Genomic DNA, 22,651 nt, shown 5'->3' with positions numbered 1-22,651 from the left:
GCGCGGTCCCGGCCGGTCGGCCGGACCTGTCGAGACTAGTGCGCCGGGACGACGGCCCGGGTCAGCCGGGGACGATCGCCAGCCCGTCGGCCACGGCGCCCCGGGAGTCGAGCACCGCACCGATCCGCGCGGCGCTCTCCGGGTCGGCGGGCACGAGCCGGACGGCGTCCGCGCCGACCTCGATCCGGACCGGCACCGCCTCGGCCTGCGACACGGTGAACCGGCCGTCCTCGCCGCGGGTGAAGGTGAACCGGGCGATGACCGAGTCCTCGGTGTCGTACCCGCGGGTGCTGTGCTCGGCGAGGTGGTTGCCCAGGCCGTAGGCCGCCCACTCGCCGTCCACCTGCTCGAACGGCTGGACGACGTGGGCGTGGTGGCCCAGCACCAGGTCGACGTCCGGGGAGGCGAGCAGCGTGCGCACCGCCTGCTCCTGGGCCGCGGTCGGCTCGTGGTCGTACTCGGCGCAGCAGTGCACGCTGGCCACCACGACCTCCGCGCCCGCGGCCCGCGCCGCGGCCGCGTCGGCGAGCAGCCCGCTGACGTCGGGCACGGTGAACGTGTCCACCGCCCAGGGGGCGTCGGCCGGCAGCGGGACGCCGTTGAGGGAGAAGGTCGTGGCCACGTGCCCCACCCGGACGCCGTCGACGTCCACCACGGTCGGCGGCTCGTCGGCGGCGCGGTGGGTGCCGGTGTGCGCGATGCCCGCGGCGTCGAGGGTGTCCAGGGTGCGGACCAGCCCGCCGAGGCCGTCGTCCAGCGAGTGGTTGGAGGCGGTGGAGCACAGGTCGTACCCGGCGCCGGCGAGGGCGTCGACGATCTCGGGCTGGGCGGCGAAGGACGGGTAGCCGGAGTACGGCCCACCGACCGGGGCGACCGGCGTCTCCAGGTGACAGATCGCCAGGTCGGCCTGCTCGATGACCGGCGCGACCGCGGCGAAGACCGCCGAGAAGTCCCAGCTGCCGTCCGGCCGGCGCGCGCCGGTGGTCAGCGCGCGGCCCTGGTGCACCAGCACGTCCCCGGTCGCGACGAGCGTGAACGAGTCCGGCTCGGACGGCGCGGCCGACGACGGCGGCGGGGTGGACGGCTGCGCCTCCCGGGCCGGCTCGTCGGTGCCGCACCCGGCCAGCAGCACGGCCAGCAGGACCAGCGCGGTTCTCCGCATCACGGCCGGGAGGCTAGCGCTGCTCCCGGTCAGGACCGTCAGTCGAGCAGGTGCACCTCGTCGCCCTCGGCGACCCGGCCCGGCGTGCGGACCTCGGCGTAGACGCCCAGGCAGTGCTTCGGGGTGCGGACCACCTCGAGCTCGGTCGTCCCGACCCGCACCCGGCGGCCGACCCAGTCCCGCTCGTCCTGCCCGCCGGTCAGGTGCAGCAGCAGGTTGGCCCGGGGGTCGTCGGCCGAGCAGCCCTCGGGGACGTCGCCCTCGGCGGCCCGGTCGATCGCCGAGCGGGACACCAGGTGCACCGCGGCTGCGTCGACCTGCGGCCCGGCGGCCGATGCGGCCAGCCGGACCGGCCGGCCCAGCACCTCGGTCAGCGTGATCGTGTCGGCCTCCGTGTCGCCCGTGGGCACCACGCTGCTCAGCTGCGGGGTCGTCTTGACCGTGACCCGCTCGCCGGTGTCGGCGTCGACGACCGACCAGGCGCGGTCACCCCGCAGGCCGGCGTCGTCCACCTCCGCCGCCGGCACCTCCCGCCCGGCCAGCGACTTCACCGGGTACACCGAGACCTGGGCCACCTGCCCCACCACGACGCTCACCCCGGCGACGCTACGCGGGACGGTCCCGGCCCACCTGTCCGGCCGACGACCCGCCCCGGCGGCGCAGCCGGCGCCGCTGGGCGTCCAGGTAGGGCCGGGCCCGGCGCTGCCCACCGCGCTCGCCGATCGCGCCGGACAACGCCTCGAGCAGCTGGGCGAGCCGCTGCTCGTCGGGGCGCCAGCCGCGACGCTCGCACTCCTCCAGCCACTCGACCGGCGCGACGTGCCCCCGCGCGGAGTTGCAGCGCCGGCAGGCGGCGACCTCGTTCTCCAGCCACGACGGGCCGCCCTTCACCCGCGGCACCACGTGCTCGGTGGTCGGGCCCACCTGCGCGCCGAAGGCACGGCCGCACCAGACGCAGGTGGGGCCGTCCCGCTCCACGGCGGCCCGCAGACGGGCGGCCCGGTCCAGTGCCATCGCCGTCCATGGTGCGCCGGCCGGGTGGCCTGCGCCCGGGATCGACGCCCCAGGGACGACGAAGGGCCAGGGTCCCCCGTCGTCCGGGTTCGCCTGGCCCTGCATCCGGTGGGCGATACTGGGTTCGAACCAGTGACCTCTTCGGTGTGAACGAAGCGCTCTACCACTGAGCCAATCGCCCGCTGCGTCGAACATTCTGCCAGACGCTCACCGCCAGAGCGGCACCCACCCCGGGACCCAGTCCGGCACGCCCGTCACGTGCAGGGTCAGCACCAGCACCGCGCAGACGAACGCCGCGGTCAGCAGCGCGAACGCCAGCCGGACGAAGATCGACTGCCGCCCCAGCCACGCCGTCCAGCGGGAGACGTGGCGGCGGCTGAACTCGAGCACCCGCTCGGCCCAGGTGAACTCGGTGGCGAGCACGAAGAGGCCGGCGAACACCGTCAGCCAGCCCGGCCCGGGCAGCGGGATGGTCACGATGCCGAAGGCCACCACCAGGCCACCGACGAGGCCGACCCCGGCGCGGTACGGGGCGTCCAGCGACCGGCGGGCGGCGATCCTGCTCCGCCAGCGGGACTCGGCCACCCGTTCGCGCAGGCTGTGCACCTCGTCGGCGTCGTAGCGGGCGCGGCGCTCCTGCGACGTCTCCGGCGTCACCGGGGCCGGGGTCAGGCCGTCCGGCGACGCCGGACGCCGGGGCAGGTGCTCGCCCGGTGCCGCCATCGTGTCCTGTCCGCTCAGCTCGTCACCTGCCCGTTAGCGACGACGTCCGTCGGTTCCGACGGAGCCTGCTGACCGGGTTCGATGCTGACGGCGTAGGCCGAGTACTGGTCCAGCCCGGTCGCCGCCGAGCCTACGGTCCGCAGGTCCATCTGGGGAGTGACCACGTCGAACGTCCCGATGGCCACTGGGGAACCAGCACCCATCCCCCAGAGGACGTACGTGCTGTCCGACCGGTCGTTGACCGGCAGCCCGGTGGTGACCACCTGCGCCTGGCCGTCGCGCACCACCACGGTGGCGACCGGGTCGCCGTCGTCGGTGAGCGGCGCGATCGTGGCCTGGCCCGGCACCAGCAGCGCCTCGAGCACCTGCGAGCGTTCGGCGGCGGTGGACCGCGCGCTGTCGAGATCGCTGGAGAGGACGACGTTCCAGGCCCCCAGGGCGAGCACCGCGGCCACGGCTGCCGCCGCGAGCGCCGTGGGCAGCAGCCGGCGCCAGGCCGGCCGCAGGTCGGCGGGCTCGGCGAACACCGGGTCCGCCAGGCCGCCGACGTCGCGGGCGGTGTTGCCGCGGGCGCTGTGGTCCCGGGCGACAGCCGGGGAGGGCTGCGACACGGCGGGCTGCGGCGCGATCCGCCGCGACTCGGCCGGCCGCGCGGGCGGCAGCTGCTCGGTCTCCTCGACCGCCGCCCGCAGCCGGTCGCGCAGCCCGTCGGAGGGCTCGGCCTGCGGCAGGTCGCGGGCCATCGCCGCCATCACCTCGGCGGTCTCGGCCACGGTCCGGGTGCAGCGCGGGCAGTCCGTCAGGTGGGCGGCGAAGAGCGCCTCGTCCTCGGGCTCCAGGGCGTGCAGCGTCCAGCCGACCGCCAGCTCGTCCCAGGCGCGGTGCTCGTCCCCGCGGGGGTCCACGGCGCTCATCGCGAGGTCCCGTCGGCCGGCGTTGCGCCGGGCACTCCGGGCAGCCCGGTGCCCAGCGTGTCCTTCAGCCGGCGCATGCCGGCCAGCATGCGCGTCTTGACGGTGCCCAGTGGCGTGCCGGTGAGCGCCGCCACCTCCCGCTGGGTGTACCCGCCGTAGTAGGCCAACGTGAGCGCCTCCCGCTGGTGATCGGGCAACGAGCGCAGCGCCGAACGGACCCGGCCGGCCTCCACCCGCTCCCAGACGTCGTCCTCCACGTCACTGGTCTGGGTGGGGGCGCTCAACGTCAGGTCGTCCTCCGCCCGCGCCGTGCGCCGGCGGTGGGACTCCTCGCGCCGGACGGCGTCGACCGCCTTGTGGTGGACCATCGTGAGCAGCCAGGAGGCCACGCTCCCCCGGGCGGCGTCGAACGCCGAGGGGTCGCGCCAGACGCTGAGGAACACGTCCTGGAGCACGTCCTCGGCGAGCACGTCATCGGCCAGCACCCGCCGCGCCAGCGCGAACGCGGGACGACGGAACCGCTGGTACAGGTCGTCGATCGCGCCGCGGTCCCCCGCTGCCACCCGACGGACCAGTTCCAGGTCGGCCGCGCCGTCCTCTGGACTGCGCGCTGGTCGGCTCACGAGGCCCATGGTCACACGGGACGTTCGCAGCGCCCAGGGTGATCGGTTCAGTGCGTGCCGCCCCCTCCCCGGGACCACCCGGAGGTGTGACTGGTGGGACTGGTGGGACTCAGGAGGGACCAGAGGCGCGACACGCCGAGACCATGCGTGACCGAGGGCCTTTCTGGGTCGTTACCAGGACATGGCGCGCTCCCCGAGGTCCGGCTGCACTGCACGAACCACCCTCCACCTGGTCGGCCCATCGGCGTGGACCCCCGTCCCGGCGGCACTGGTCTACGACTCCGCCGACCCCTTCGCGGTCCGGGTCCGCTTCGGTGACGACGGCCCCGAGGACCCCGGCCACGACGCCCCGCACGAGGAGGCGCCCTTCGGCGTCACCGACCTCGACCTCATCGCACCCACCGACACCGGCCTCGTGGACGAGGAGGTCGACGACCTCGACGACGAGGGCCCGGACGAGGACGGCGGCGTCGAGTGGCTGCTCAGCCGGGACCTGCTGCGGGCGGGACTCACCGGACCGGTCGGCGAGGGCGACGTGCGGCTGTGGCCGGCTCGCGGCGGTCTGGACGTGCTGTTCCTGCAGCTGCGCGCACCGTCGGGCGAGGCGCTGTTCGAGCTGTCCGCCGCAGCGGTGGGCGACTTCCTCCGCGAGACGGAGCTGCTGGTCCCGGTCGGCCACGAGAGCGAACTGCTCCGCGTGGACGACGAGCTGTCGGCGCTGCTGAGCGGCGGCACGGACAACCCGCGCTCGTGGTGACGTCCGCAAGCCTCTGACCAGCGGGAACAGGCTCCTCGACACCCGCTGGACCCCCCGGGTTTGGAGGCCTGGAACGGGTCGGTTAGAGTTCTCCACGTAACGCGGACTTGATCCGCAACGCGGACGTGGCTCAGTTGGTAGAGCATCACCTTGCCAAGGTGAGGGTCGCGGGTTCGAATCCCGTCGTCCGCTCGGAACCCCGGGCGCTGGTCGCGAGACCGGCGCCCGGCGTGCGGTGGAGTGGCCGAGAGGCGAGGCAACGGCCTGCAAAGCCGTCTACACGGGTTCAAATCCCGTCTCCACCTCGTCTCCTCCACGGAGCACGGGTGTGGGGGCGAGCCGGTCGTGAGACCGGCACGGGCGATTGGCGCAGCGGTAGCGCGCTTCCCTGACACGGAAGAGGTCACTGGTTCGATCCCAGTATCGCCCACCAGCTGCAAGAGGCCCCAGGTCCCCGGACCTGGGGCCTCTTGCCGTCTCAGCGGGCGGCAACTCGACGCAATCGTCCGACTGTGACCATCCCCACGTCAGCCGACCGGCACCCCGTCCGCGGCGGCACGCAGCGCGGCGACGTCCAGCTTGGTCATGCCGAGCATCGCCTGCACGGCGCGCTGGGCCCGACCCGGGTCCGGGTCGGCGAAGAGCTCGGCCATGCCCGCCGGGACCACCTGCCAGGACAGACCGTAGCGGTCCTTCAGCCAGCCGCACTGGCTCTCCTGGCCACCGTCGGCGATCAGCCGGTCCCAGTAGCGGTCGACCTCCGCCTGGTCGGCGCAGTCGATCTGGAAGGACACCGCCTCGGTGAACGGGAACTGCGGACCCCCGTTGATGCCCATGAACCGCTGGCCGGCGACCTCGAACTCCACGGTCATCACCGATCCGGCCGGGCCGGGCGCACCCTCGGGGTACCGGGCGACGTCCAGGACGCGCCCGTCCCCGAACACGTCGATGTAGTAGTGCGCCGCCTCCTCCGCCTGGGTGTCGAACCACAGGTTCGGGACGATCTTCTGCTGCGCCATGCCGAGTCCTCTCCGCGCCGGGACGACCCCGCACCGGGGCCGCACCACGAAGACCGGACCACCGGCCCGAACTCATCGCCGACCGCCCGGGGCACCTGCGGCCCTCAGCTCCGCGCGGGCTCCACCTGGTCCACCCAGAACCGGTCGACCTGGGCGGCGAGCGCCTCCTGGTCGCCGTCGTTGTCCAGCACCACGTCGGCGACCGCCCGCCGCTGCTCGTCGGTGGCCTGGCTGGCCATCCGCGCCCGGGCGTCCTCCGCGGACAGGCCGCGGCCCACCAGCCGGCGCACCCGGGTCTCGGGGTCGGCCTCCACCACCAGCACCAGGTCGTGGGCCCCCGCCTGACCGGTCTCCACCAGCAGCGGGACGTCCTGCACGACGACGGAGTCGTCCGGGGCCGCGGCGACCAGCTGTGCCGCACGTGCGCGCACGAGGGGGTGCACGATGCCGTCCAGCCGGGCGCGGGCAGCCGGGTCACCGAAGACCACGGCCGCCAGTGCGGCGCGGTCGAGGCTGCCGTCAGCGGTCAGCACGTCGGGTCCGAACGCCTCGACGACGGCCGCCAGTCCGGGAGTGCCCGGCTCGACCACCTCACGGGCGATGCGGTCGGCGTCCACGACCAGGGCGCCGCGCTCGGCGAGCAGCGCCGCCACGGTGCTCTTGCCCGACCCGATGCCACCGGTCAGTCCGATCTTCAGCACGCGCCGACCCTAGGCCCTGCTCAGCCGGAGAGCGCACCCGCGCGGCACCCTCCGCTCGCCGGCCCTGCCGAGGCCCTGAGACGGGGCTCCGCAGCGCCCAGGTCTCGGACAGGTCACGGCGACCGGGCGACCGGCGCGTCGCACCAGTCACACCAGTCACAGGACTTACCTTTCGTCCCGGTGGACTTCCCCCGCCACAGGAGAGAGGCAGGATCGTCATGTCCCGTTCGACGCTCGATGGCACGCCGTCCGCCGGCACCCCCCGCCGCGGTCGGCACCGGATCGAGACCCCCTCCGGGGTCCGTTGCTCCGACCTGCCGGGCGTGCGCGAGCGGCTGCCGCAGAGCCGACGGGGTGTCGCGTTCCTGCGCGCACTGCTGCCCAGCGTGCCCTCCGGCCGGCACACCTGGGACTTCCTGGCCAACGCGGGCGGTCGCCCCCGCACCGCGTTCGCCATCATCCTCAGCCTCTGACCGGGTGACCGGCCGCGGCCGGTCACCCGCGCTCACGGCCGCAGGACCGGACCACCCGGGTGCACGACCGGCGCAGCGGCTGACGACACCAGCGTCGCCCAGCACCATCTCCACACCGAGACCATCGCCGGCTCATGGACGAGCTGGCACCAGGGGAACGGCCGGACGGCTCATGGCTGAGCCCGACGACCCGACGACCCCGTCGACCACCACGGTCGGCGGGGTCGTCGCGTTGGGCGGGGTGATCGCGAGGAGCGGATCGCCACCCTGAGCGGGTCACCACCTTCAGCGGGCCGTCACGCTGGGCGGATCGTCGCGGTGGGCAGCCTCCCGCCGGCCGCCACCCGGCCAGAGGCCTGGGCCCCCCACACGGCTGACCGCGCCGCACCGCTCTCCCGACCGCTCAGCCGTCGTACCAGCGGCCCGGCAGGCACGCCGCGCCCCGAGGCACCCTCGGACGGTCGACGACGTCCGCGACCGGGTGCCCACACACGACAGTGCGCCGCCCACCGCGAACGGTGGACGGCGCACTGTCAGGTGCTGCTCAGACGAGCGGCAGGGTCACTCGCCGCCGGCGAGCTTCGCCCGCAGAGCGGCCAGCGCCTCGTCCGAGGCGAGGGTGCCGCCACCGCCGCCGGCGTTGCCGCCGGTCGAGGCGACCTCACCCTCGGGCTCGGCGGCGCTGGAGTAGCTGCCCCCGGCCGCGGCCTCGGCGTCGGCGGCCTTGGCCTCCGCGATCTGCTTGCGGTGCGCCTCGAACCGGGCCTGGGCGTCGGCGTACTGCTTCTCCCAGGTCTCGCGGGCCTCGTCGTAGCCCTCGAGCCACTCGCCCGTCTCGGGGTCGAAGCCCTCCGGGTAGATGTAGTTGCCCTGCTCGTCGTAGGACGCGGCCATGCCGTAGGCAGCCGGGTCGAACTGGTCCTCGTCGCCGACGACGCCCTCGTTGGCCTGCTTGAGCGACAGCGAGATGCGACGACGGTCCAGGTCGATGTCGATGACCTTGACCAGGATCTCGTCGCCGACCTGCACGACCTGCTCCGGGATCTCCACGTGGCGCTCGGCCAGCTCGGAGATGTGCACCAGGCCCTCGATGCCCTCGTCGACGCGCACGAACGCACCGAAGGGGACCAGCTTGGTGACCTTGCCGGGGACGACCTGCCCGATCTGGTGGGTGCGGGCGAACTGACGCCACGGGTCCTCCTGCGTCGCCTTCAGCGACAGGGAGACCCGCTCACGGTCCAGGTCGACGTCGAGGACCTCGACGGTGACCTCCTGGCCGACCTCGACGACCTCGGAGGGGTGGTCGATGTGCTTCCAGGACAGCTCGGAGACGTGCACCAGACCATCGACGCCACCCAGGTCCACGAAGGCACCGAAGTTGACGATCGAGGAGACGACGCCCGTGCGGACCTGGCCCTTGGCGAGCTTGTTGAGGAACTCGCTGCGGACCTCGGACTGGGTCTGCTCCAGCCACTGCCGGCGGGAGAGGACGACGTTGTTGCGGTTCTTGTCGAGCTCGATGATCTTCGCCTCGAGCTCGCGGCCCACGTAGGGCTGCAGGTCGCGGACGCGCCGCATCTCGACCAGCGAGGCGGGGAGGAACCCGCGCAGGCCGATGTCGAGGATGAGACCGCCCTTGACGACCTCGATGACGGTGCCGGTGACGACCTCGTCGGCTTCCTTCTTGGCCTCGATCGTGCCCCAGGCGCGCTCGTACTGAGCGCGCTTCTTGGACAGGATCAGCCGGCCTTCCTTGTCCTCCTTCTGGAGGACGAGGGCTTCCACCTCGTCGCCGACGTTGACGACCTCGGTCGGGTCGACGTCGTGCTTGATGGACAGCTCGCGCGAGGGGATGACGCCCTCGGTCTTGTAGCCGATGTCCAGCAGCACCTCGTCCCGGTCGACCTTGACGATCACGCCTTCGACGATGTCGCCGTCGTTGAAGTACTTGATGGTCTGGTCGATCGCGGCGAGGAAGTCCTCGGCGGTGCCGATGTCGTTCACCGCGATCTGGGGGGTGCTGTCGGGACGGACCTGGGTGGAGGTCATGTGGTCGAGTGCTCCGGACGGGGGATGCGTAGGGACAGGATCACCCGCGGCCCAGGCGGACCACGGGGAGGTTCACGGGAGACGTACCGCGGCGGTGGCCCCCGTTCCGGGGAGCCGACACCACAGACCTCTGGCGTGATTCCCCATGGTACGGACGTCGGGAGCACCGGTCCACCAGGGGTCGGGGACAGGTGCGCTGCCGCTCCGGACCGGTCGGCGTGTCACCATCGGCGGGTCATGGACGGCTCCCCCGCAGGCCTGCCCCTGGCCGCGGACGGGTACCCGGCGGCCAGCGGTGTGACGCGCCGTCGGGCCGGTGCGGCCGAGTCGGCCCGGGCCAACCGCGGCTGGTGGGACGCCGCCGCGCCGGCCTACCTCGCCGAGCACGGGTCCGACCTGGGCGACACCGACTTCCTCTGGTGCCCCGAGGGCCTGCGCGAGGCCGAGGCGCACCTGCTGGGTGACGTGGCCGGCCGCCGGGTGCTCGAGGTGGGCTGCGGGTCGGCCCCGTGCTCCCGCTGGCTGGCCCGGGCCGGGGCCTCCCCCGTCGCCCTGGACCTGTCCGGCGGGATGCTCGACCGGGCGGCCACGCTGAACCGCCGCACCGGCATCTCCGTCCCGCTCGTCCAGGCCGACGCAGGCGCGCTGCCGCTGGCCGACGGCAGCATGGACCTGGCCTGCTCGGCGTTCGGAGGCCTGCCGTTCGTCGCCGATGCGGCGGCGGTGCTCGCCGAGGTCGCCCGGGTGCTGCGCCCCGGCGGCCGCTTCGTCGCCTCGGTGAACCACCCGGTGCGCTGGGCGCTGCCGGACTCCCCCGACCCGGCGGACCTTCGGGTCGTCTCCTCCTACTTCGACCGGACGCCCTACGTGGAGACCGACGAGCACGGTGCCACCGTCTACGTCGAGCACCACCGCACGGTCGGGGACTGGGTGCGGGCCGTGGTCGGTGCCGGCTTCGTGCTGCGGGACCTGCTGGAGCCGGAGTGGACGCCCGGTCGCAGCCAGACGTGGGGGCAGTGGTCCCCCGAACGCGGCGCGCTGGTGCCCGGCACCCTGATCCTGATCGGCGAACTGCCAGCCTGACCTGCGCAGGGCCGGGCCGACCTGCCAGGCTGGCCGCCGGCGCCGGCCGTGGGCCGGCCACTCGACCGACCTGAGGAGGTCCCCGGTGGACGAGACAGCCCAGGCCGTCCTGGCCGATGCGACCGAGAGCGCCGTCGTGGTGCTGGTCCCGGACGTCGACCCGGTGGTGGATGCCCACCGCCAGCAGTTCGACCTCTCCGCGTCGTGGGGGGTGCCAGCCCACCTGTCGGTGATCTACCCGTTCGTCTCGCCCCGCCAGGTGGACGACGCCGTGCTGAGCGGTCTGGCCGAGGTGCTGTGCGCCGTCCCGGCCTTCGACTGCACCTTCGCCGAGACCGCCTGGTTCGGCGAGGAGATGCTCTACCTGGTGCCCGACCCCGAGGAGCCGTTCCGCCGGTTGACCGCACGGGTGCAGGAGGCCTTCCCCGACCACCCGCCCTACCGCGGCGCCCACGGCGAGCCGGTGCCGCACCTGAGCATCGGCCAGCGCCGGCAGGGCGACCTGGCCGGGCTCCGCGAGGCAGAGGAGGCGCTGCGGGGTCAGCTGCCGGTCCGGGCGCCGATCGAGACCGCCGCCCTGTACGCCGGCACCCGGGAACCGGGTTCCTGGCAGCTGGTGCGCACCTTCCCGCTGGCCCGCCCCGCCGGCTGACCACTCCGCCCGTGGCCCGGATGCAGGGGCCCGCCGCGAGCTCGCGAGCGGTGGGGGCAGGGTGGTCCTTCCTCAGTGGGCGGCGGCGTCCCAGCTGGTGCCGAAGCCGACCGAGACCTCCAGCGGCACCGACAGCTGCGCGGCCCCGGCCATCTCCCGGCGCACCAGCGCCTCCAGCGCGTCGTGCTCACCGGCGGCCACCTCGAGCACGAGCTCGTCGTGCACCTGCAGCAGCATCCGGGACCGCAGCCCCTCGGCCTCGATCGCCCGCTCCACGTTCAGCATGGCCACCTTGATCACGTCGGCGGCCGACCCCTGGATGGGGGCGTTGAGCGCCATGCGCTCGGCCATCTCCCGGCGCTGCCGGTTGTCGCTGGTCAGGTCGGGCAGGTAGCGACGCCGGCCCAGCGTCGTCTCGGTGTAGCCGGTCTGCCGGGCGTCGTCGACCACCCCGTCGAGGTAGTCGCGGATGCCGCCGAACCGCTCGAAGTAGGCGTGCATCTGCTCGCGGGCCTCCTCGGCGGAGATCCGCAGCTGCTGCGCCAGGCCGTAGGCGCTCAGCCCGTACGCCAGGCCGTAGCTCATCGCCTTGATCCGGCGGCGCATCTCCGGGTCGACGTCGGAGATCGGGATGCCGAACGCCCGGGAGGCGACGAAGGAGTGCAGGTCCTCCCCCGAGGTGAAGGCCTCGATCAGGCCGGCGTCCTCGGAGAGGTGGGCCATGATCCGCATCTCGATCTGGCTGTAGTCGGCCGTCATCAGCGACTCGTAGCCCGAGCCCACGACGAACGCCTGGCGGATCCGCCGGCCCTCGGCGCTGCGGATCGGGATGTTCTGCAGGTTCGGGTCGGTCGAGGAGAGCCGGCCGGTGGCCGCGATGGTCTGCTGGTAGGTGGTGTGCACCCGCCCGACCTCGTCGACCATCGGGATCAGCCCGTCGATGACGGTGCGCAGCCGGGTGACGTCGCGGTGCCGCAGCAGGTGCTCCAGGAACGGGTGCCCGGTGGAGGCCAGCAGCGACGTGAGCGCGTCGGCGTCGGTGGTGTAGCCGGTCTTGTTCTTCTTCGTCTTGGGCAGCCCGAGCTCGTCGAAGAGGACCGCCTGCAGCTGCTTGGGCGAACCGAGGTTGATCTCCTTGCCGATGACCGCATAGGCCTCGTCCGCCGCCTCGGTCACCGCGGCGGCGAACTCGCGCTGCAGCTCGTGCAGGAAGTCCAGGTCCGCGGCGATGCCCCGGTGCTCCATGGCCGCGAGGACCCGGGTCAGCGGCAGCTCGATGTCGCCGAGCAGCTGGTCACCGCCCTTCTGCCCCAGCACCTGCTCCAGGGCGTCGGACAGGTCGTTGACCGCCACCGCCTTGAGGACGTCGGCGTGCGCGGCGGCCGCGGCGACGTCCTCATCCGAGGGCCCGAGCCCGTCGAGGGTCAGCTGGCCCTCCGGCTCCGCGGCGTCCTTGAGCTCCCGGCGCAGGTAGCGCACCGCCAGGTCACCGAGGTCGAACGAGCGCTGTCCGGGGTTGACCAGGTAGGCCGCGAGGGCGGTGTCGCTGACCATGCCCTGCAGGTCCCAGCCGCGGTTCCAGATCGCCAGCAGCGGGCCCTTGACCTCGTGCACGACCTTGGGGGTCGCCGGGTCGGCCAGCCAGGCGGCCAGCGCCTGCTCGTCGGCGGGGTCGAGGTCGGGGCCCAGGTCGACGAAGGTGGCGTGGTCGTCGGCGGCGGCCAGCGCGAGGCCGGTCAGCTCGCCGACACCGCGGCCCCACGTGCCCCGGAAGACGACCCCGGTGTGCCCGGTGCGCGCGTGCGCGGTGAGCCAGCCGGCGAGTTCGCCCGCGGCGAGCCGGTCTGCGGTCACCTCGAAGCCGCCGTCGACCTCCGGCTCCGGGGTGGCGAGGGTGGCGAAGAGCCGGTCGCGCAGCACCCGGAACTGCAGGTTGTCGAAGAGGGTGTGCACCTCGTTGCGGTCCCACGGCTGGACGGCGAGGTCGGCCGGCCCGACCTCCAGCGGCACGGCGCGGTCGAGCTCGGTGAGCCGCCGGTTCTGCAGCACCGAGGAGAGGTGCTCGCGCAGCTTCTCCCCCACCTTGCCCCTGACGGTGTCGACCTGGTCGACGAGTGCGTCGAGTGAGCCGTACTCGCGCACCCACTTGGCGGCGGTCTTCTCCCCCACGCTCGGGATGCTGGGGAGGTTGTCGCTGGGGTCGCCCCGCAGCGCGGCGAAGTCCGGGTACTGCGTCGGGGTCAGGCCGTACTTGGCCTCCACCTCCTCCGGGGTGAACCGGGTGAGGTCGGAGACGCCCTTGCGCGGGTAGAGCACGGTGACGTGCTCGTTGACCAGCTGCAGCGCGTCGCGGTCGCCGGTGCAGATCAGCACGTCCATGCCCTGCTCCACCGCCTGCACGGTGAGGGTGGCGATGACGTCGTCGGCCTCGTAGTTCTCCGCGGTGATCACCGGCACGTGCAGGGCGCCGAGCACCTCCTGCACCAGGCTGACCTGGCCGCGGAAGTCGGTGGGGCTCTCCGAGCGGTTGGCCTTGTACTCGGCGTAGATCTCGCTGCGGAAGGTCTTGCGGCTGACGTCGAACGCGACCGCCAGGTGGCTGGGCTGCTCGTCGCGCAGCACGTTGATCAGCATCGACGTGAAGCCGTACACGGCGTTCGTCGGCTGCCCCGTCGTGGTGGAGAAGTTCTCCACCGGGAGCGCGAAGAAGGCCCGGTAGGCCAGCGAGTGGCCGTCGAGCAGCAGCAGCCGCGGACGGGCGCCGTCGGCGGGCGCGGCGGGAGCGGACGCGGGGGCAGCAGCAGGAGCGGACATCGGCACCGATCCTATGTGCGGGGCACGACGGTCCGGGTCGCCGCGAGGGCCCGTTGTCTACGGTGCCCGGGTGACCACACCTCGGCCCGAGTGGCTGCCGCCGACGCAGGGCCCGCTGGACGAGAAGCTCGGCATCCAGATCACCGACTGGGACCCCGAACGGCTGGTCGCGACCATGCCGGTCGCCGGCAACGAGCAGCCCTTCGGCCTGCTGCACGGCGGCGCCACCTGCGCGCTGGTGGAGAGCATCGGGTCGTGGGCGGCCATGCTGCACGCCGGGCAGGGCGGCAACGTGGTCGGCATCGAGCTCAACGCCAGCTACCTGCGCGGCGCGTCCGCCGGCGTGGTCACCGCGGTGTGCACCCCGGCCCGCCGCGGCCGCACGCTCGCCACCTACCTGGTCGAGGTCACCGACGAGGCGGGCCGGGCGACGGCGACCGCCCGCCTGACCTGCATGGTCCGACCGGCCCGCTGAGCCGACGCGCTCCCCCCGGCGTCCCCACGCTCTGGCGCCGGCGCGCTGCGCGCCGGTTCTCCGCGGCCTTACCAGATCGGCGTGTCGCAGATGGGTCACGGTGTGTCCCAGCAGGTCGATCCGCGTAACAGGGGTGGGCTACTGTCCCGGCTCACATCCAACGGCTGGGAGGTCGAGTGACGCACGCGCCCCACCGCGCCCACAGGCACGGGGAACGCAGCAACACCGGGGAGGTGCCCGCTCCGTCCACCGCCGGCGGCCGCCGGCTCGACCGGTGGCGCTCCGGCCGCCGTCCGCTGGTGCTGGCCCTGCTGGTGGCCACCTTCGGCATGCTGCTGGCGCTGGTCGCGCCGGGCATCGCCGGCGCCGAGGGCGAACGCCTCGTCGGCACGCTGCAGACCAGCCGGAGCGGCCCGATCGAGGGCGTCGAGGTGACGGTCGAGACCGCCGCCGGCGACGAGGTCGACTCGGTCGAGACCGACGAGGACGGCCGGTTCGCCATCGACCTCCCGGGAGCCGGTGACTACACGATCAGCCTGGACGCCGAGGCGCTGCCCGACGGCGTCGAGCTGGGCGGCGGCGGTGACACGCGCACGGTCACCGTCGACAACGGCCGCAGCCAGCCGGTCAACTTCGGCCTCCAGGACGGCAGCAGCGGAGGCGGCGGCAGCACGATCCGCGCCGTCCAGCTGCTCGTCGACGGCCTGCGCTTCGGGCTGCTCATCGCCGTCTGCGCCGTGGGCCTGTCGCTGATCTTCGGCACCACCGGGCTGACCAACTTCGCGCACGGCGAGCTGGTCACCATCGGCGCGATCATCGCCTGGTACATCAACGTCCGGGGCGGGGTGCCGCTGATCCCGGCGACGATCATCGCCATGGTCGCCGGGGCCGCGGTCGGAGCGCTCAACGAGCTGGGCATCTGGCGGCCGCTGCGCAGGCGTGGCACCGGCCTGATCGCCGCGCTGGTGGTCTCCATCGGCCTGTCGCTGCTGCTGCGCTACCTGATCCAGATCGTCTACGGCGGGTTCTCCAACCCCTACGGCGACTTCCAGAGCCAGCGCGCGGTCGACTACGGCGCCTTCACCCTCACCAACCGGTCGCTGGCCTCGATCGTCATCTCCGTCGTCGTCCTGGTGCTGGTGGCGCTGATGTTGCAGCGCACCAAGATCGGGAAGGCGATGCGCGCGGTCGCCGACAACCGCGACCTCGCCGCCTCCTCCGGCATCGACGTCAACCGGGTGATCCTGGTCGTCTGGATGATGGGCGGGGCGCTGGCCACCCTCGGCGGCGTGCTGCTCGGCCTGTCCGACCAGGTCCAGTGGGACATGGGCTTCCGGCTGCTCCTCCTGATGTTCGCCGGCGTCACCCTCGGCGGCCTGGGCACGGCCTACGGCGCCCTGGTCGGCAGCGTGATCGTCGGTGTGTTCGTGCAGATGTCCACGCTCGTCATCCCGGACGACATGAAGTACGTCGGAGGGCTGCTCCTCTTGATCGTCATCCTCGTGATCCGCCCCCAGGGCATCCTGGGCAGCCGGGCCCGGATCGGCTGACCGCGATGTCCGATCTCCTCAACGCGTTCGCGATCGCCGGCAAGGCGTTCTTCGGCTTCCAGGCGATCTTCTTCGCCCTGCTGGCCATCGGCATCAACGTCCACTTCGGCTACACCGGCCTGCTCAACTTCGGGCAGATCGCCTTCGCCATGCTCGGTGGCTTCGGCATCGCCATCTCGGTGAGCCAGTGGGGTCTGCCGTTCTGGGTCGGCGTGCTCATCGGCCTGGCCGCCGCCGTCGTCCTCGCGCTGCTGCTGGGTCTGCCGACCCTGCGGCTGCGGGCCGACTACCTGGCGATCGTCACGATCGCCACGGCCGAGGGGCTCAGACTGGTGTTCCGGTCGGTCTCAGCCACCCCGGTCACCGGTGGCACCCGCGGCCTGGCGGCCTTCAACGGCGACTTCATCGACCTGGCGCCCTGGGACACCCAGCGCCGCTACGACATCCTCGGCACCAGCTGGAGCGGTGCGGAGCTGTGGGTGGTGCTGGTCGGCTGGACGCTCGTGGCGCTGGCCAGCCTGCTGGTCTGGCAGCTCATGCGCAGCCCCTGGGGCCGCGTGGTGAAGGCCATCCGGGAGGACGAGGACGCCGTCCGCGCGCTGGGCAAGAACGTCTACGCCTACAAGATGCAGGCACTGGTGCTCGGCGGTGTCTTCGGCGCCTTCGGCGGGATGGTCTACGCCCTTGGCACCGGGTCGGCGCTGCCGGACCAGTACCAGAACGCCAACACCTTCCTGGCCTACGCCGCGCTCATCCTGGGCGGGGCCGCCCGGGTGCTCGGCCCGGTGCTGGGGTCGATGCTGCTGCTGTTCATCCTGCAGTTCGCCGACACCGGCCTGCGGGCGCTGATCTCCAACGGCGTCATCCCCGAGGCGCTGCTGTCCTCGACCGACGTGGCCCAGATCCGCTTCGTCCTCGTCGGACTCGGGCTCATGCTGTTGTTGGTGTTCCGACCCCAGGGCATCTTCGGTGACCGACGAGAGGTGATGCTCGATGCCCGCTGAGAGCGGATCGCACGGCGCGCACGCCGCCCGCGAGGACGAGCTGACGCCGGCCGGCCGGCCGGCGCCCCAGCGGCTGGCCCAGGCGGCACTGAAGGACCTCCCCTGGGAGGTCGGCGTGGCCAAGCCCGACCCGGCGATCGTCGTCGACGGCGTCACCCGCACCTTCGGTGGCCTGACCGCCGTCTCGGTCGACCACCTCGAGGTGCAACGCGGCGGCATCACCGGCCTGATCGGGCCCAACGGTGCCGGCAAGACCACGCTGTTCAACCTGCTGACCGGCTTCGACCAGCCCAACACCGGCACCTGGTCGTTCGACGGCAAGGAGCTGGGCAAGCTCGCGCCGCACCAGGTGGCCCGGCTCGGCGTCGTCCGCACGTTCCAGCTCACCAAGGCGCTGTCCCGGCTCACCGTGCTGCAGAACATGCTGCTCGGCGCCCAGGAGCAGCGGGGTGAGAGCTTCCTGCGCGCCCTGGTGCCGGGCGGCTGGCGGGCCCAGGAGAAGGCGAACACCGAGAAGGCGATGGAGCTGCTCCGTCGCTTCAAGCTCGATGCCAAGAAGGACGACTTCGCCGGCATCCTCTCCGGTGGTCAGCGCAAGCTGCTGGAGATGGCCCGCGCGCTGATGAGCGACCCGAAGGTCGTCATGCTCGACGAGCCGATGGCCGGGGTGAACCCCGCGCTGACCCAGAGCCTTCTCGGGCACGTCAAGGACCTCCGCGAGGAGGGCATGACGGTCATCTTCGTCGAGCACGACATGGACGTCGTCCGCGACATCAGCGACTGGGTCGTGGTCATGGCGGCCGGCAAGGTCATCGCCGAGGGCCCGCCGGAGTCCATCTCGCAGAACCAGGCGGTCGTCGACGCCTACCTCGGTGCCCACCACGACGCCCCCCTCACCGTCGAGGAGGAGGACCGGGTGCTGGCCGAGGTCGAGGCGGAGATCGCCCGCGAGGAGCACGGCGACACCTCGCCCGGCTCCGACGTGATCACCGACGGAGGACGACGATGAGCGACCCGCTGTTCCAGGTGGACGAGACCGACGAGGGGGTCACCCGCGCGCAGACCGCGACCGGGACCGAGCTCTCCCCCGCTGAGAAGGCCGCCACCCGCGAGGAGCACCTGAAGCTGGCCGAGGGCGCGCTGGTGCGCGCCGACGACCTGCTGGCCGGCTACGTGCCCGGCGTCAACATCCTGCGCGGGTGCGACTTCTACCTGCAGGACGGCGAGCTGGTCGGCATCATCGGCCCCAACGGCGCCGGCAAGTCGACCCTGCTCAAGACGCTGTTCGGGCTGATCCCGGTGCGCTCGGGCTCGGTCACGCTGCGCGGCGAGGACATCACCGGCGCCCCCGCGCACCGGCTCGTGTCGATGGGCGTCGGGTACGTGCCGCAGAACAACAACGTGTTCCCCTCGCTCACCATCGAGGAGAACATGCAGATGGGCGTCTACCTGCGGCCGAAGACGTTCAAGGAGCGCTTCGACTACGTCATCGACCTGTTCCCGCTGCTCGGTGAGCGGCGCAAGGGCAAGGCCGGGGCGCTGTCCGGCGGTGAGCGCCAGATGGTCGCCATGGGCCGGGCGCTGATGATGGACCCGTCGGTGCTGCTGCTCGACGAGCCGTCGGCCGGACTCTCCCCCGCCTACCAGGACGAGGTGTTCATCCGCTGCCGGCGGATCAACGCCACCGGCGTCTCGATCATCATGGTCGAGCAGAACGCCCGCCGGTGCCTGCAGATCTGCGACCGCGGCTACGTGCTCGACCAGGGCCGCAACGCCTACACCGACACGGGCAAGGCGCTGATGAACGACCCGAAGGTCATCGAGCTGTACCTGGGCACGCTGGCGAAGGCCCAGTAACCGGAGGACCCCGGTACCTCCCGGACCTCGCACGCCCGGCCCGGGCCCCTGCACCGAGGCCGAACGGCGCCGCTCCCCGCCGGGGGCGGCGCCGTTCGTCGTCCCGGGCCAGGATGGGTCGGTGACCGACCGCGCCACGCTGCTCCACCGCTACCGGGAGCTGGTGCTCGACCAGCTGCCCGCCCGGGCCCGGGCGGAGCGCTGGGTGGTGAGCGCCGACCACTGTTTCGGCCGGATCGTGCTCGACCACGCGGTCGGCGGCCGCTGGTACGACGTCCTCGACCGGCGCCGCTCCCCCGCCTTCACCCAGCTCGACGACGCCCGGCTGGCCGCGGCGGTCGAGCTCGCCGAGCGGATGGACGCCGAGGGCGACCCGCTGGTGCGCCGGCTGGACGCGCAGAGCCTCGCCTGGCGCGGCAAGCCCGCCAAGCCGTCCCGCCCGTGACGGCCCTGCTGGCTGCCCAGCTGGCGCTGGCGGCGGCCTACGCGGGCGTGCAGTGGACCGTGCGGGTGCTGGTCTACCCCCAGTTCACCGCCGTGCCCGCGGACGCCTGGCCGGCCTTCCACGACGGGCACTCGCGCCGAGTCGCCCGGGTCGTCGGCCCGCTCTTCGCCGGGCAGACGGTCACCACCGGCTGGCTGCTGCTCGAGCTCCCGTCGGGTGCGCCGCGGGCGGCGGTGCTGGCCGGCGCGGCCTGCCTGGGCACCGTCCTGTGCATCACCGCCCTGATCGCTGTCCCGCAGCACCGGCGGCTGGGACGTGGGTTCGACGCGGCGGCCCACCGGCGCCTGCTGCACGCGGACTCGGTGCGCGTGCTCGCCGCCACCGGCAGCGTCCTAGCGGCGGGCTGGGCGGCCCTGGGCTGACCGGCGGCCGCCCTCGGACGACACTGCGGCCCGGCACCCTCGGAGGGTGCCGGGCCGCAGCTCGATACAGGTGGTGCGTGCCGATCAGGAGATCAGCATCCGGTCAGCGCTGCGGGCCCACACCGTTGGTGTTGAGCGCCTGGATGATCCGGGAGGACTCCTCGAACCCGATGACCACGATCGCGTCGGGGTTGAAGTCCGTCATCTGCTGCACCTCGGAGTCGAAGTTCGCCGCGGTGGGGTCGTAGATGATCGTCTGGATCGAGTCCTCGGGCAGACCGTCGCTGATCAGGTTGTTCTTCGTGTTCTCGGCGAGGCCGGTGCCGTACGGGTCGTTGAGCGCAAGGATCCCGACGGTGTTGTTGCCGTCGGCGCCGATCAGGTCGGCGAGCGCCCGGGCCTGCAGGGTGTCCGCGGGAGCGGTGCGGAAGTACAGGCCCTTGTCGTCGTACGTGGTGAAGATGTCGGAGGTGTTCGCCGGCGAGAACATCAGCACGCCGGCCCCGACGACGGTGTTGATGACCGACTGGCTGACGCCGGAGGACGCCGCACCGATGATCGCGTTCACACCCGACTGCAGCAGCCGGTCGACGGTCTGAGTGGCGGTGTCGGTGGAGGTGTCGCCCGAGTCACCGGTGACCAGGTTGACCGGGGCGCCCAGGACGCCGCCGGCTGCGTTCACGTCGTTGATCGCCAGCTGGACGCCGGCGACCTCCGGCGGGCCGAGGAAGGCCAGGTTGCCGGTCTCCGGCAGCAGGGTGCCGATGGTCAGCGGGGCGCCGGTCGCGCCCGGGGCGACGGCGGCCGGGCCCTCGTCGGTGGCCGCGTTGGCCTCGTCGCCTGCGATGACGAACTCGGTGGCGGAGTCGTCGAGGGCGTTGTCGTCGCCGAACTGGAGCAGACCGAAGCTGGCCTGCGCCGGCTCACCGGCGTCGGCGAAGCTCAGCGGGCCGGTGATGCCGTCGTAGTCGGGGTTGCCACCGGCGTTGACGATCTCCAGGCAGGAGGCGAAGTCGTCGCACTTCTCGCCACCGAAGGTGATCCCGTTGATGTACGGCGCGAAGGCGGTGGCCTGGTTGCTGCCGGCCATCTGCGCGGCCAGCGCGGTGAGGACCACCGCGTCGTAGGACTCGCCCGCGTAGTTGAAGTCCTGCAGGTCGGGGTCGACTTCGAGCAGCCGGTCGGTGAAGTCGCCGGAGAGCTCGGTCAGCGGCGTCGTCCCCTTCATCCCGGCCAGCGCACCCTGCTCGGAGAAGTCCTCCCCGAGCGCGTTGCCCATGTTGCCGTCGGTGCCGTAGACGTTGACCTGCTTCTCGCCGCTCGCCTCGCCACCGGAGTCACTGCCGCCGCCGTCGTCGCTGCTGCCGCCACAGGCGGACAGAGCGATCAGGGCGGCACCGGAGAGGGCGGTCGCGCGGGCGAACCTGCCTGTGCGCATCAAGGAACTCCCAGAGATGTGAGTGCGTCCATCGACGCCCCCGACCGGCCCCGAGGCCGGCCGGCGGCCGATCAGTGCGGAGAACCTAACCGCCACCTGGAGGGGTGGGGCCGGGCTCGGTCGCACCGTGATGACGTTGTGATCTGCGCGACGCGCAGCCGCCACACCGTGGGACGGGGCGTCACACCCCTGGAACACACCGGGGCGTCGGCCCCGGTGCCGACGCTCAGGAGCCGGTGGGCTCGCCCGCGGTCTCGGCGCCACCGGCGGGCGCGGCCGCGGTGGCGAGGATCGCCTGGGCCAGGGCCTTCATGGAGGTGCGCTCGTTCATCGCCGTCCGCTGGATCCAGCGGAACGCCTCGGCCTCGGTCATGCCGCGCTCGGCCATCAGCCGGCCCTTGGCCTGCTCCACGACCTTGCGGGCCTCCAGGCGCTCCTTGAGGTCGCTGACCTCGGCGTCGAGGGCGTGCATCTCCTGGAACCGGCCGACCGCCACCTCGATGGCGGGCACCAGGTCGTTCTTGGAGAACGGCTTGACCAGGTAGGCCATCGCCCCGGCGTCGCGGGCCCGCTCCACCAGCTCGCGCTGGCTGAACGCGGTCAGCACGATCACCGGCGCGATGCGCGCAGCGGCGATCTGCTCGGCCGCGGCGATGCCGTCGAGGACGGGCATCTGGACGTCGAGGACGACGAGGTCGGGCCGCAGCTGCTGCGCCTGCTCGACGGCGGCCTGGCCGTCGCCCACCTCGGCGACGACGACGTAGCCCTCCTCCTCCAGCATCTCCTTGAGGTCGAGGCGGATGAGGGCCTCGTCCTCTGCGATGAGGACCCGGGTCGGTGCGTTGCTCACCCGATCATCCTATCGGCCGAGGGCGCCCCCGCCCCGCCCGATAGGCTGCCGCTCACCCGGTTGAGCTGGCCCCCGTACCCCAATCGGCAGAGGGAGCGGATTCAAAACCCGCGCAGTGTGCGTTCGAGTCGCACCGGGGGCACTCTTTTCATCGCGCCGAACCGCGGCCAGGTGCCGTTGTCGACACGGCCCCCGCGGCGGCGGGAAGACAGGTCCATACCGTGGCGCTGTCACCAGCCACATGGTCACCGAGCAGTTCAGCCAGCAGGGCCACGAGGTGGTCGACTGGATCCCCGACTACTGGTCCCGGGTGAGTTCGCTCCCGGCGCGGTCGCAGGTCTCCCCCGGTGACGTTCGCGCCGCCCTCTCCCGCGGGCGCCCGACCAGGGTGAGCCGTTCGCCGCGGTACTCGCCGACCTCGACCGGAGCGTCGTCCCCGGCCTGACCCACCGGCAGCGCCGGCTTCCTCAGGTACTTCCCGGCCAATACCTCCGGACCCTCGGTGCTGGGCGACCTGGTGAGCGCCAGCCTGGGGGGCAGGGGGATGTCCTACGTGACCAGCCCGGCCGCCACCGAGCTCGAGCAGCGCGTCATGGACTGGCTGGCCGATCGGACACCGTGACACC

At 72.8% G+C, this 22,651-nt stretch carries 24 protein-coding genes, 5 tRNA genes and 1 pseudogene; 17 read left to right on the top strand and 13 right to left on the bottom strand.

What is annotated here, in order from left to right; translation table 11 throughout:
* Positions 1-61 precede the first annotated feature (61 nt).
* The 7 genes from HLA93_RS07035 to HLA93_RS07005 all read right to left on the bottom strand — a co-directional run bounded on the left by HLA93_RS07035 (position 62) and on the right by HLA93_RS07005 (position 4,445).
* Positions 62-1,162, bottom strand: coding sequence for a CapA family protein (locus HLA93_RS07035; RefSeq protein ID WP_222193792.1), 1,101 nt, complete (start codon positions 1,160-1,162; stop codon positions 62-64).
* Between the two features lie 38 nt (positions 1,163-1,200).
* Complete coding sequence (locus tag HLA93_RS07030; RefSeq protein ID WP_308127988.1) at positions 1,201-1,758, bottom strand: MOSC N-terminal beta barrel domain-containing protein; 558 nt, start codon at positions 1,756-1,758, stop codon at positions 1,201-1,203.
* Positions 1,759-1,768: 10 nt separating this feature from the next.
* Complete coding sequence (locus HLA93_RS07025; protein WP_222193626.1) at positions 1,769-2,176, bottom strand: HNH endonuclease; 408 nt, start codon at positions 2,174-2,176, stop codon at positions 1,769-1,771.
* A gap of 109 nt (positions 2,177-2,285) precedes the next feature.
* Positions 2,286-2,357, bottom strand: a tRNA-Val gene (locus HLA93_RS07020).
* 26 nt (positions 2,358-2,383) lie between these two features.
* Positions 2,384-2,899, bottom strand: coding sequence for a TIGR02611 family protein (locus tag HLA93_RS07015; protein WP_222193625.1), 516 nt, complete (start codon positions 2,897-2,899; stop codon positions 2,384-2,386).
* 14 nt (positions 2,900-2,913) lie between these two features.
* Positions 2,914-3,813 carry an anti-sigma factor domain-containing protein gene (locus tag HLA93_RS07010; protein ID WP_222193624.1) on the bottom strand — a complete coding sequence of 300 codons (900 nt, stop codon included), beginning with the start codon at positions 3,811-3,813 and terminating at the stop codon, positions 2,914-2,916.
* Complete coding sequence (locus HLA93_RS07005; protein ID WP_246625840.1) at positions 3,810-4,445, bottom strand: sigma-70 family RNA polymerase sigma factor; 636 nt, start codon at positions 4,443-4,445, stop codon at positions 3,810-3,812. Before HLA93_RS07005 ends, HLA93_RS07010 begins: the two co-directional genes overlap by 4 nt.
* Positions 4,446-4,617: 172 nt before the next feature.
* Here HLA93_RS07005 and HLA93_RS07000 point away from each other — a divergent pair, with 172 nt between their 5' ends.
* The 4 genes from HLA93_RS07000 to HLA93_RS06985 all read left to right on the top strand — a co-directional run bounded on the left by HLA93_RS07000 (position 4,618) and on the right by HLA93_RS06985 (position 5,626).
* Positions 4,618-5,193 carry an SsgA family sporulation/cell division regulator gene (locus HLA93_RS07000; RefSeq protein WP_222193622.1) on the top strand — a complete coding sequence of 192 codons (576 nt, stop codon included), beginning with the start codon at positions 4,618-4,620 and terminating at the stop codon, positions 5,191-5,193.
* Positions 5,194-5,312: 119 nt separating this feature from the next.
* Positions 5,313-5,385, top strand: a tRNA-Gly gene (locus tag HLA93_RS06995).
* A gap of 42 nt (positions 5,386-5,427) precedes the next feature.
* Positions 5,428-5,498 (top strand) — tRNA-Cys (locus HLA93_RS06990).
* 53 nt (positions 5,499-5,551) lie between these two features.
* Positions 5,552-5,626: transfer RNA gene (locus HLA93_RS06985), tRNA-Val, on the top strand.
* Between the two features lie 94 nt (positions 5,627-5,720).
* Here HLA93_RS06985 and HLA93_RS06980 read toward each other — a convergent pair.
* Positions 5,721-6,212 (bottom strand): VOC family protein, encoded by a 492-nt coding sequence (locus HLA93_RS06980; RefSeq protein WP_222193621.1) that lies wholly within the window; start codon positions 6,210-6,212, stop codon positions 5,721-5,723.
* A 104-nt stretch (positions 6,213-6,316) separates the two neighbouring features.
* Positions 6,317-6,913: a dephospho-CoA kinase gene (coaE, locus tag HLA93_RS06975; RefSeq protein ID WP_222193620.1), complete on the bottom strand. Its 597-nt coding sequence runs from the start codon at positions 6,911-6,913 to the stop codon at positions 6,317-6,319.
* A 218-nt stretch (positions 6,914-7,131) separates the two neighbouring features.
* On the opposite strand from coaE, the gene HLA93_RS06970 reads away from it, so the two are divergent.
* Positions 7,132-7,386 carry a hypothetical protein gene (locus tag HLA93_RS06970; RefSeq protein WP_222193619.1) on the top strand — a complete coding sequence of 85 codons (255 nt, stop codon included), beginning with the start codon at positions 7,132-7,134 and terminating at the stop codon, positions 7,384-7,386.
* 561 nt (positions 7,387-7,947) lie between these two features.
* On the opposite strand, the gene rpsA is transcribed toward HLA93_RS06970, so the two are convergent.
* Positions 7,948-9,435, bottom strand: coding sequence for a 30S ribosomal protein S1 (rpsA, locus tag HLA93_RS06965; protein WP_222193618.1), 1,488 nt, complete (start codon positions 9,433-9,435; stop codon positions 7,948-7,950).
* Positions 9,436-9,672: 237 nt separating this feature from the next.
* On the opposite strand from rpsA, the gene HLA93_RS06960 reads away from it, so the two are divergent.
* Both HLA93_RS06960 and HLA93_RS06955 read left to right on the top strand, forming a co-directional pair.
* Positions 9,673-10,518 (top strand): class I SAM-dependent methyltransferase, encoded by an 846-nt coding sequence (locus HLA93_RS06960; protein ID WP_222193617.1) that lies wholly within the window; start codon positions 9,673-9,675, stop codon positions 10,516-10,518.
* An 85-nt stretch (positions 10,519-10,603) separates the two neighbouring features.
* Positions 10,604-11,170, top strand: a complete 567-nt coding sequence (locus tag HLA93_RS06955) for a 2'-5' RNA ligase family protein (RefSeq protein WP_222193616.1) — start codon at positions 10,604-10,606, stop codon at positions 11,168-11,170.
* 72 nt (positions 11,171-11,242) lie between these two features.
* Here the strand turns inward: HLA93_RS06955 and polA are convergent, their stop codons facing one another.
* Positions 11,243-13,984, bottom strand: coding sequence for a DNA polymerase I (gene polA / locus HLA93_RS06950; protein WP_222193615.1), 2,742 nt, complete (start codon positions 13,982-13,984; stop codon positions 11,243-11,245).
* A gap of 70 nt (positions 13,985-14,054) precedes the next feature.
* Here polA and HLA93_RS06945 point away from each other — a divergent pair, with 70 nt between their 5' ends.
* The 7 genes from HLA93_RS06945 to HLA93_RS06915 all read left to right on the top strand — a co-directional run bounded on the left by HLA93_RS06945 (position 14,055) and on the right by HLA93_RS06915 (position 19,737).
* Positions 14,055-14,459, top strand: a complete 405-nt coding sequence (locus HLA93_RS06945) for a PaaI family thioesterase (protein WP_308127987.1) — start codon at positions 14,055-14,057, stop codon at positions 14,457-14,459.
* 233 nt (positions 14,460-14,692) lie between these two features.
* Positions 14,693-16,009 (top strand): branched-chain amino acid ABC transporter permease, encoded by a 1,317-nt coding sequence (locus tag HLA93_RS06940; RefSeq protein ID WP_308127986.1) that lies wholly within the window; start codon positions 14,693-14,695, stop codon positions 16,007-16,009.
* 5 nt (positions 16,010-16,014) lie between these two features.
* Complete coding sequence (locus HLA93_RS06935; RefSeq protein WP_222193613.1) at positions 16,015-17,013, top strand: branched-chain amino acid ABC transporter permease; 999 nt, start codon at positions 16,015-16,017, stop codon at positions 17,011-17,013.
* Positions 17,003-18,022: an ABC transporter ATP-binding protein gene (locus tag HLA93_RS06930; RefSeq protein ID WP_222193612.1), complete on the top strand. Its 1,020-nt coding sequence runs from the start codon at positions 17,003-17,005 to the stop codon at positions 18,020-18,022. Before HLA93_RS06935 ends, HLA93_RS06930 begins: the two co-directional genes overlap by 11 nt.
* The gene (locus HLA93_RS06925; RefSeq protein ID WP_222193611.1) at positions 18,019-18,870 is read left to right on the top strand and encodes an ABC transporter ATP-binding protein; all 852 of its coding nucleotides are present in this window, start codon (positions 18,019-18,021) and stop codon (positions 18,868-18,870) included. The genes HLA93_RS06930 and HLA93_RS06925 overlap by 4 nt, the downstream gene beginning before the upstream one ends.
* A 121-nt stretch (positions 18,871-18,991) precedes the next feature.
* Complete coding sequence (locus HLA93_RS06920; RefSeq protein ID WP_222193610.1) at positions 18,992-19,315, top strand: hypothetical protein; 324 nt, start codon at positions 18,992-18,994, stop codon at positions 19,313-19,315.
* Positions 19,312-19,737, top strand: coding sequence for a DUF1772 domain-containing protein (locus HLA93_RS06915; RefSeq protein ID WP_222193609.1), 426 nt, complete (start codon positions 19,312-19,314; stop codon positions 19,735-19,737). Before HLA93_RS06920 ends, HLA93_RS06915 begins: the two co-directional genes overlap by 4 nt.
* 103 nt (positions 19,738-19,840) lie before the next feature.
* Here the strand turns inward: HLA93_RS06915 and HLA93_RS06910 are convergent, their stop codons facing one another.
* A complete protein-coding gene (locus HLA93_RS06910) occupies positions 19,841-21,175 on the bottom strand; it encodes an ABC transporter substrate-binding protein (RefSeq protein WP_222193608.1) in 1,335 nt (444 codons plus the stop codon).
* 226 nt (positions 21,176-21,401) lie between these two features.
* Complete coding sequence (locus HLA93_RS21985) at positions 21,402-22,025, bottom strand: ANTAR domain-containing response regulator (protein ID WP_222193607.1); 624 nt, start codon at positions 22,023-22,025, stop codon at positions 21,402-21,404.
* A 68-nt stretch (positions 22,026-22,093) separates the two neighbouring features.
* Here HLA93_RS21985 and HLA93_RS06900 point away from each other — a divergent pair.
* The 3 genes and pseudogenes from HLA93_RS06900 to HLA93_RS20805 form a co-directional block, all read left to right on the top strand.
* A tRNA-Leu gene (locus HLA93_RS06900) sits at positions 22,094-22,167 on the top strand.
* A gap of 99 nt (positions 22,168-22,266) precedes the next feature.
* Positions 22,267-22,470, top strand: a complete 204-nt coding sequence (locus tag HLA93_RS20810; RefSeq protein WP_246625839.1) for a hypothetical protein — start codon at positions 22,267-22,269, stop codon at positions 22,468-22,470.
* A gap of 30 nt (positions 22,471-22,500) precedes the next feature.
* Positions 22,501-22,647, top strand: a pseudogene (locus tag HLA93_RS20805) (pyridoxal-dependent decarboxylase); the annotation flags it as partial.
* Positions 22,648-22,651 lie beyond the last annotated feature (4 nt).

Origin of the sequence: Modestobacter italicus (assembly GCF_019799965.1) — a bacterium.
GTDB classification, from domain to species: Bacteria; Actinomycetota; Actinomycetes; order Mycobacteriales; family Geodermatophilaceae; genus Modestobacter; species Modestobacter italicus_A.
This window is presented reverse-complemented; position numbering and strand designations above follow the sequence as displayed.

Bases quoted from the DNA above. Each gene is read 5' to 3' on its own strand.
- HLA93_RS07005 (WP_246625840.1), bottom strand. From the start codon at position 4,445: ATGGGCCTCGTGAGCCGACCAGCGCGCAGTCCAGAGGACGGCGCGGCC.
- HLA93_RS06910 (WP_222193608.1), bottom strand. From the start codon at position 21,175: ATGCGCACAGGCAGGTTCGCCCGCGCGACCGCCCTCTCCGGTGCCGCC.
- HLA93_RS07010 (WP_222193624.1), bottom strand. From the start codon at position 3,813: ATGAGCGCCGTGGACCCCCGCGGGGACGAGCACCGCGCCTGGGACGAG.
- HLA93_RS20810 (WP_246625839.1), top strand. From the start codon at position 22,267: ATGGTCACCGAGCAGTTCAGCCAGCAGGGCCACGAGGTGGTCGACTGG.
- HLA93_RS06925 (WP_222193611.1), top strand. From the start codon at position 18,019: ATGAGCGACCCGCTGTTCCAGGTGGACGAGACCGACGAGGGGGTCACC.
- HLA93_RS06935 (WP_222193613.1), top strand. From the start codon at position 16,015: ATGTCCGATCTCCTCAACGCGTTCGCGATCGCCGGCAAGGCGTTCTTC.
- HLA93_RS06980 (WP_222193621.1), bottom strand. From the start codon at position 6,212: ATGGCGCAGCAGAAGATCGTCCCGAACCTGTGGTTCGACACCCAGGCG.
- polA (WP_222193615.1), bottom strand. From the start codon at position 13,984: ATGTCCGCTCCTGCTGCTGCCCCCGCGTCCGCTCCCGCCGCGCCCGCC.
- HLA93_RS07025 (WP_222193626.1), bottom strand. From the start codon at position 2,176: ATGGCACTGGACCGGGCCGCCCGTCTGCGGGCCGCCGTGGAGCGGGAC.
- HLA93_RS07000 (WP_222193622.1), top strand. From the start codon at position 4,618: ATGGCGCGCTCCCCGAGGTCCGGCTGCACTGCACGAACCACCCTCCAC.
- HLA93_RS06960 (WP_222193617.1), top strand. From the start codon at position 9,673: ATGGACGGCTCCCCCGCAGGCCTGCCCCTGGCCGCGGACGGGTACCCG.
- HLA93_RS07035 (WP_222193792.1), bottom strand. From the start codon at position 1,162: ATGCGGAGAACCGCGCTGGTCCTGCTGGCCGTGCTGCTGGCCGGGTGC.
- rpsA (WP_222193618.1), bottom strand. From the start codon at position 9,435: ATGACCTCCACCCAGGTCCGTCCCGACAGCACCCCCCAGATCGCGGTG.
- HLA93_RS06970 (WP_222193619.1), top strand. From the start codon at position 7,132: ATGTCCCGTTCGACGCTCGATGGCACGCCGTCCGCCGGCACCCCCCGC.
- HLA93_RS06930 (WP_222193612.1), top strand. From the start codon at position 17,003: ATGCCCGCTGAGAGCGGATCGCACGGCGCGCACGCCGCCCGCGAGGAC.
- HLA93_RS07015 (WP_222193625.1), bottom strand. From the start codon at position 2,899: ATGGCGGCACCGGGCGAGCACCTGCCCCGGCGTCCGGCGTCGCCGGAC.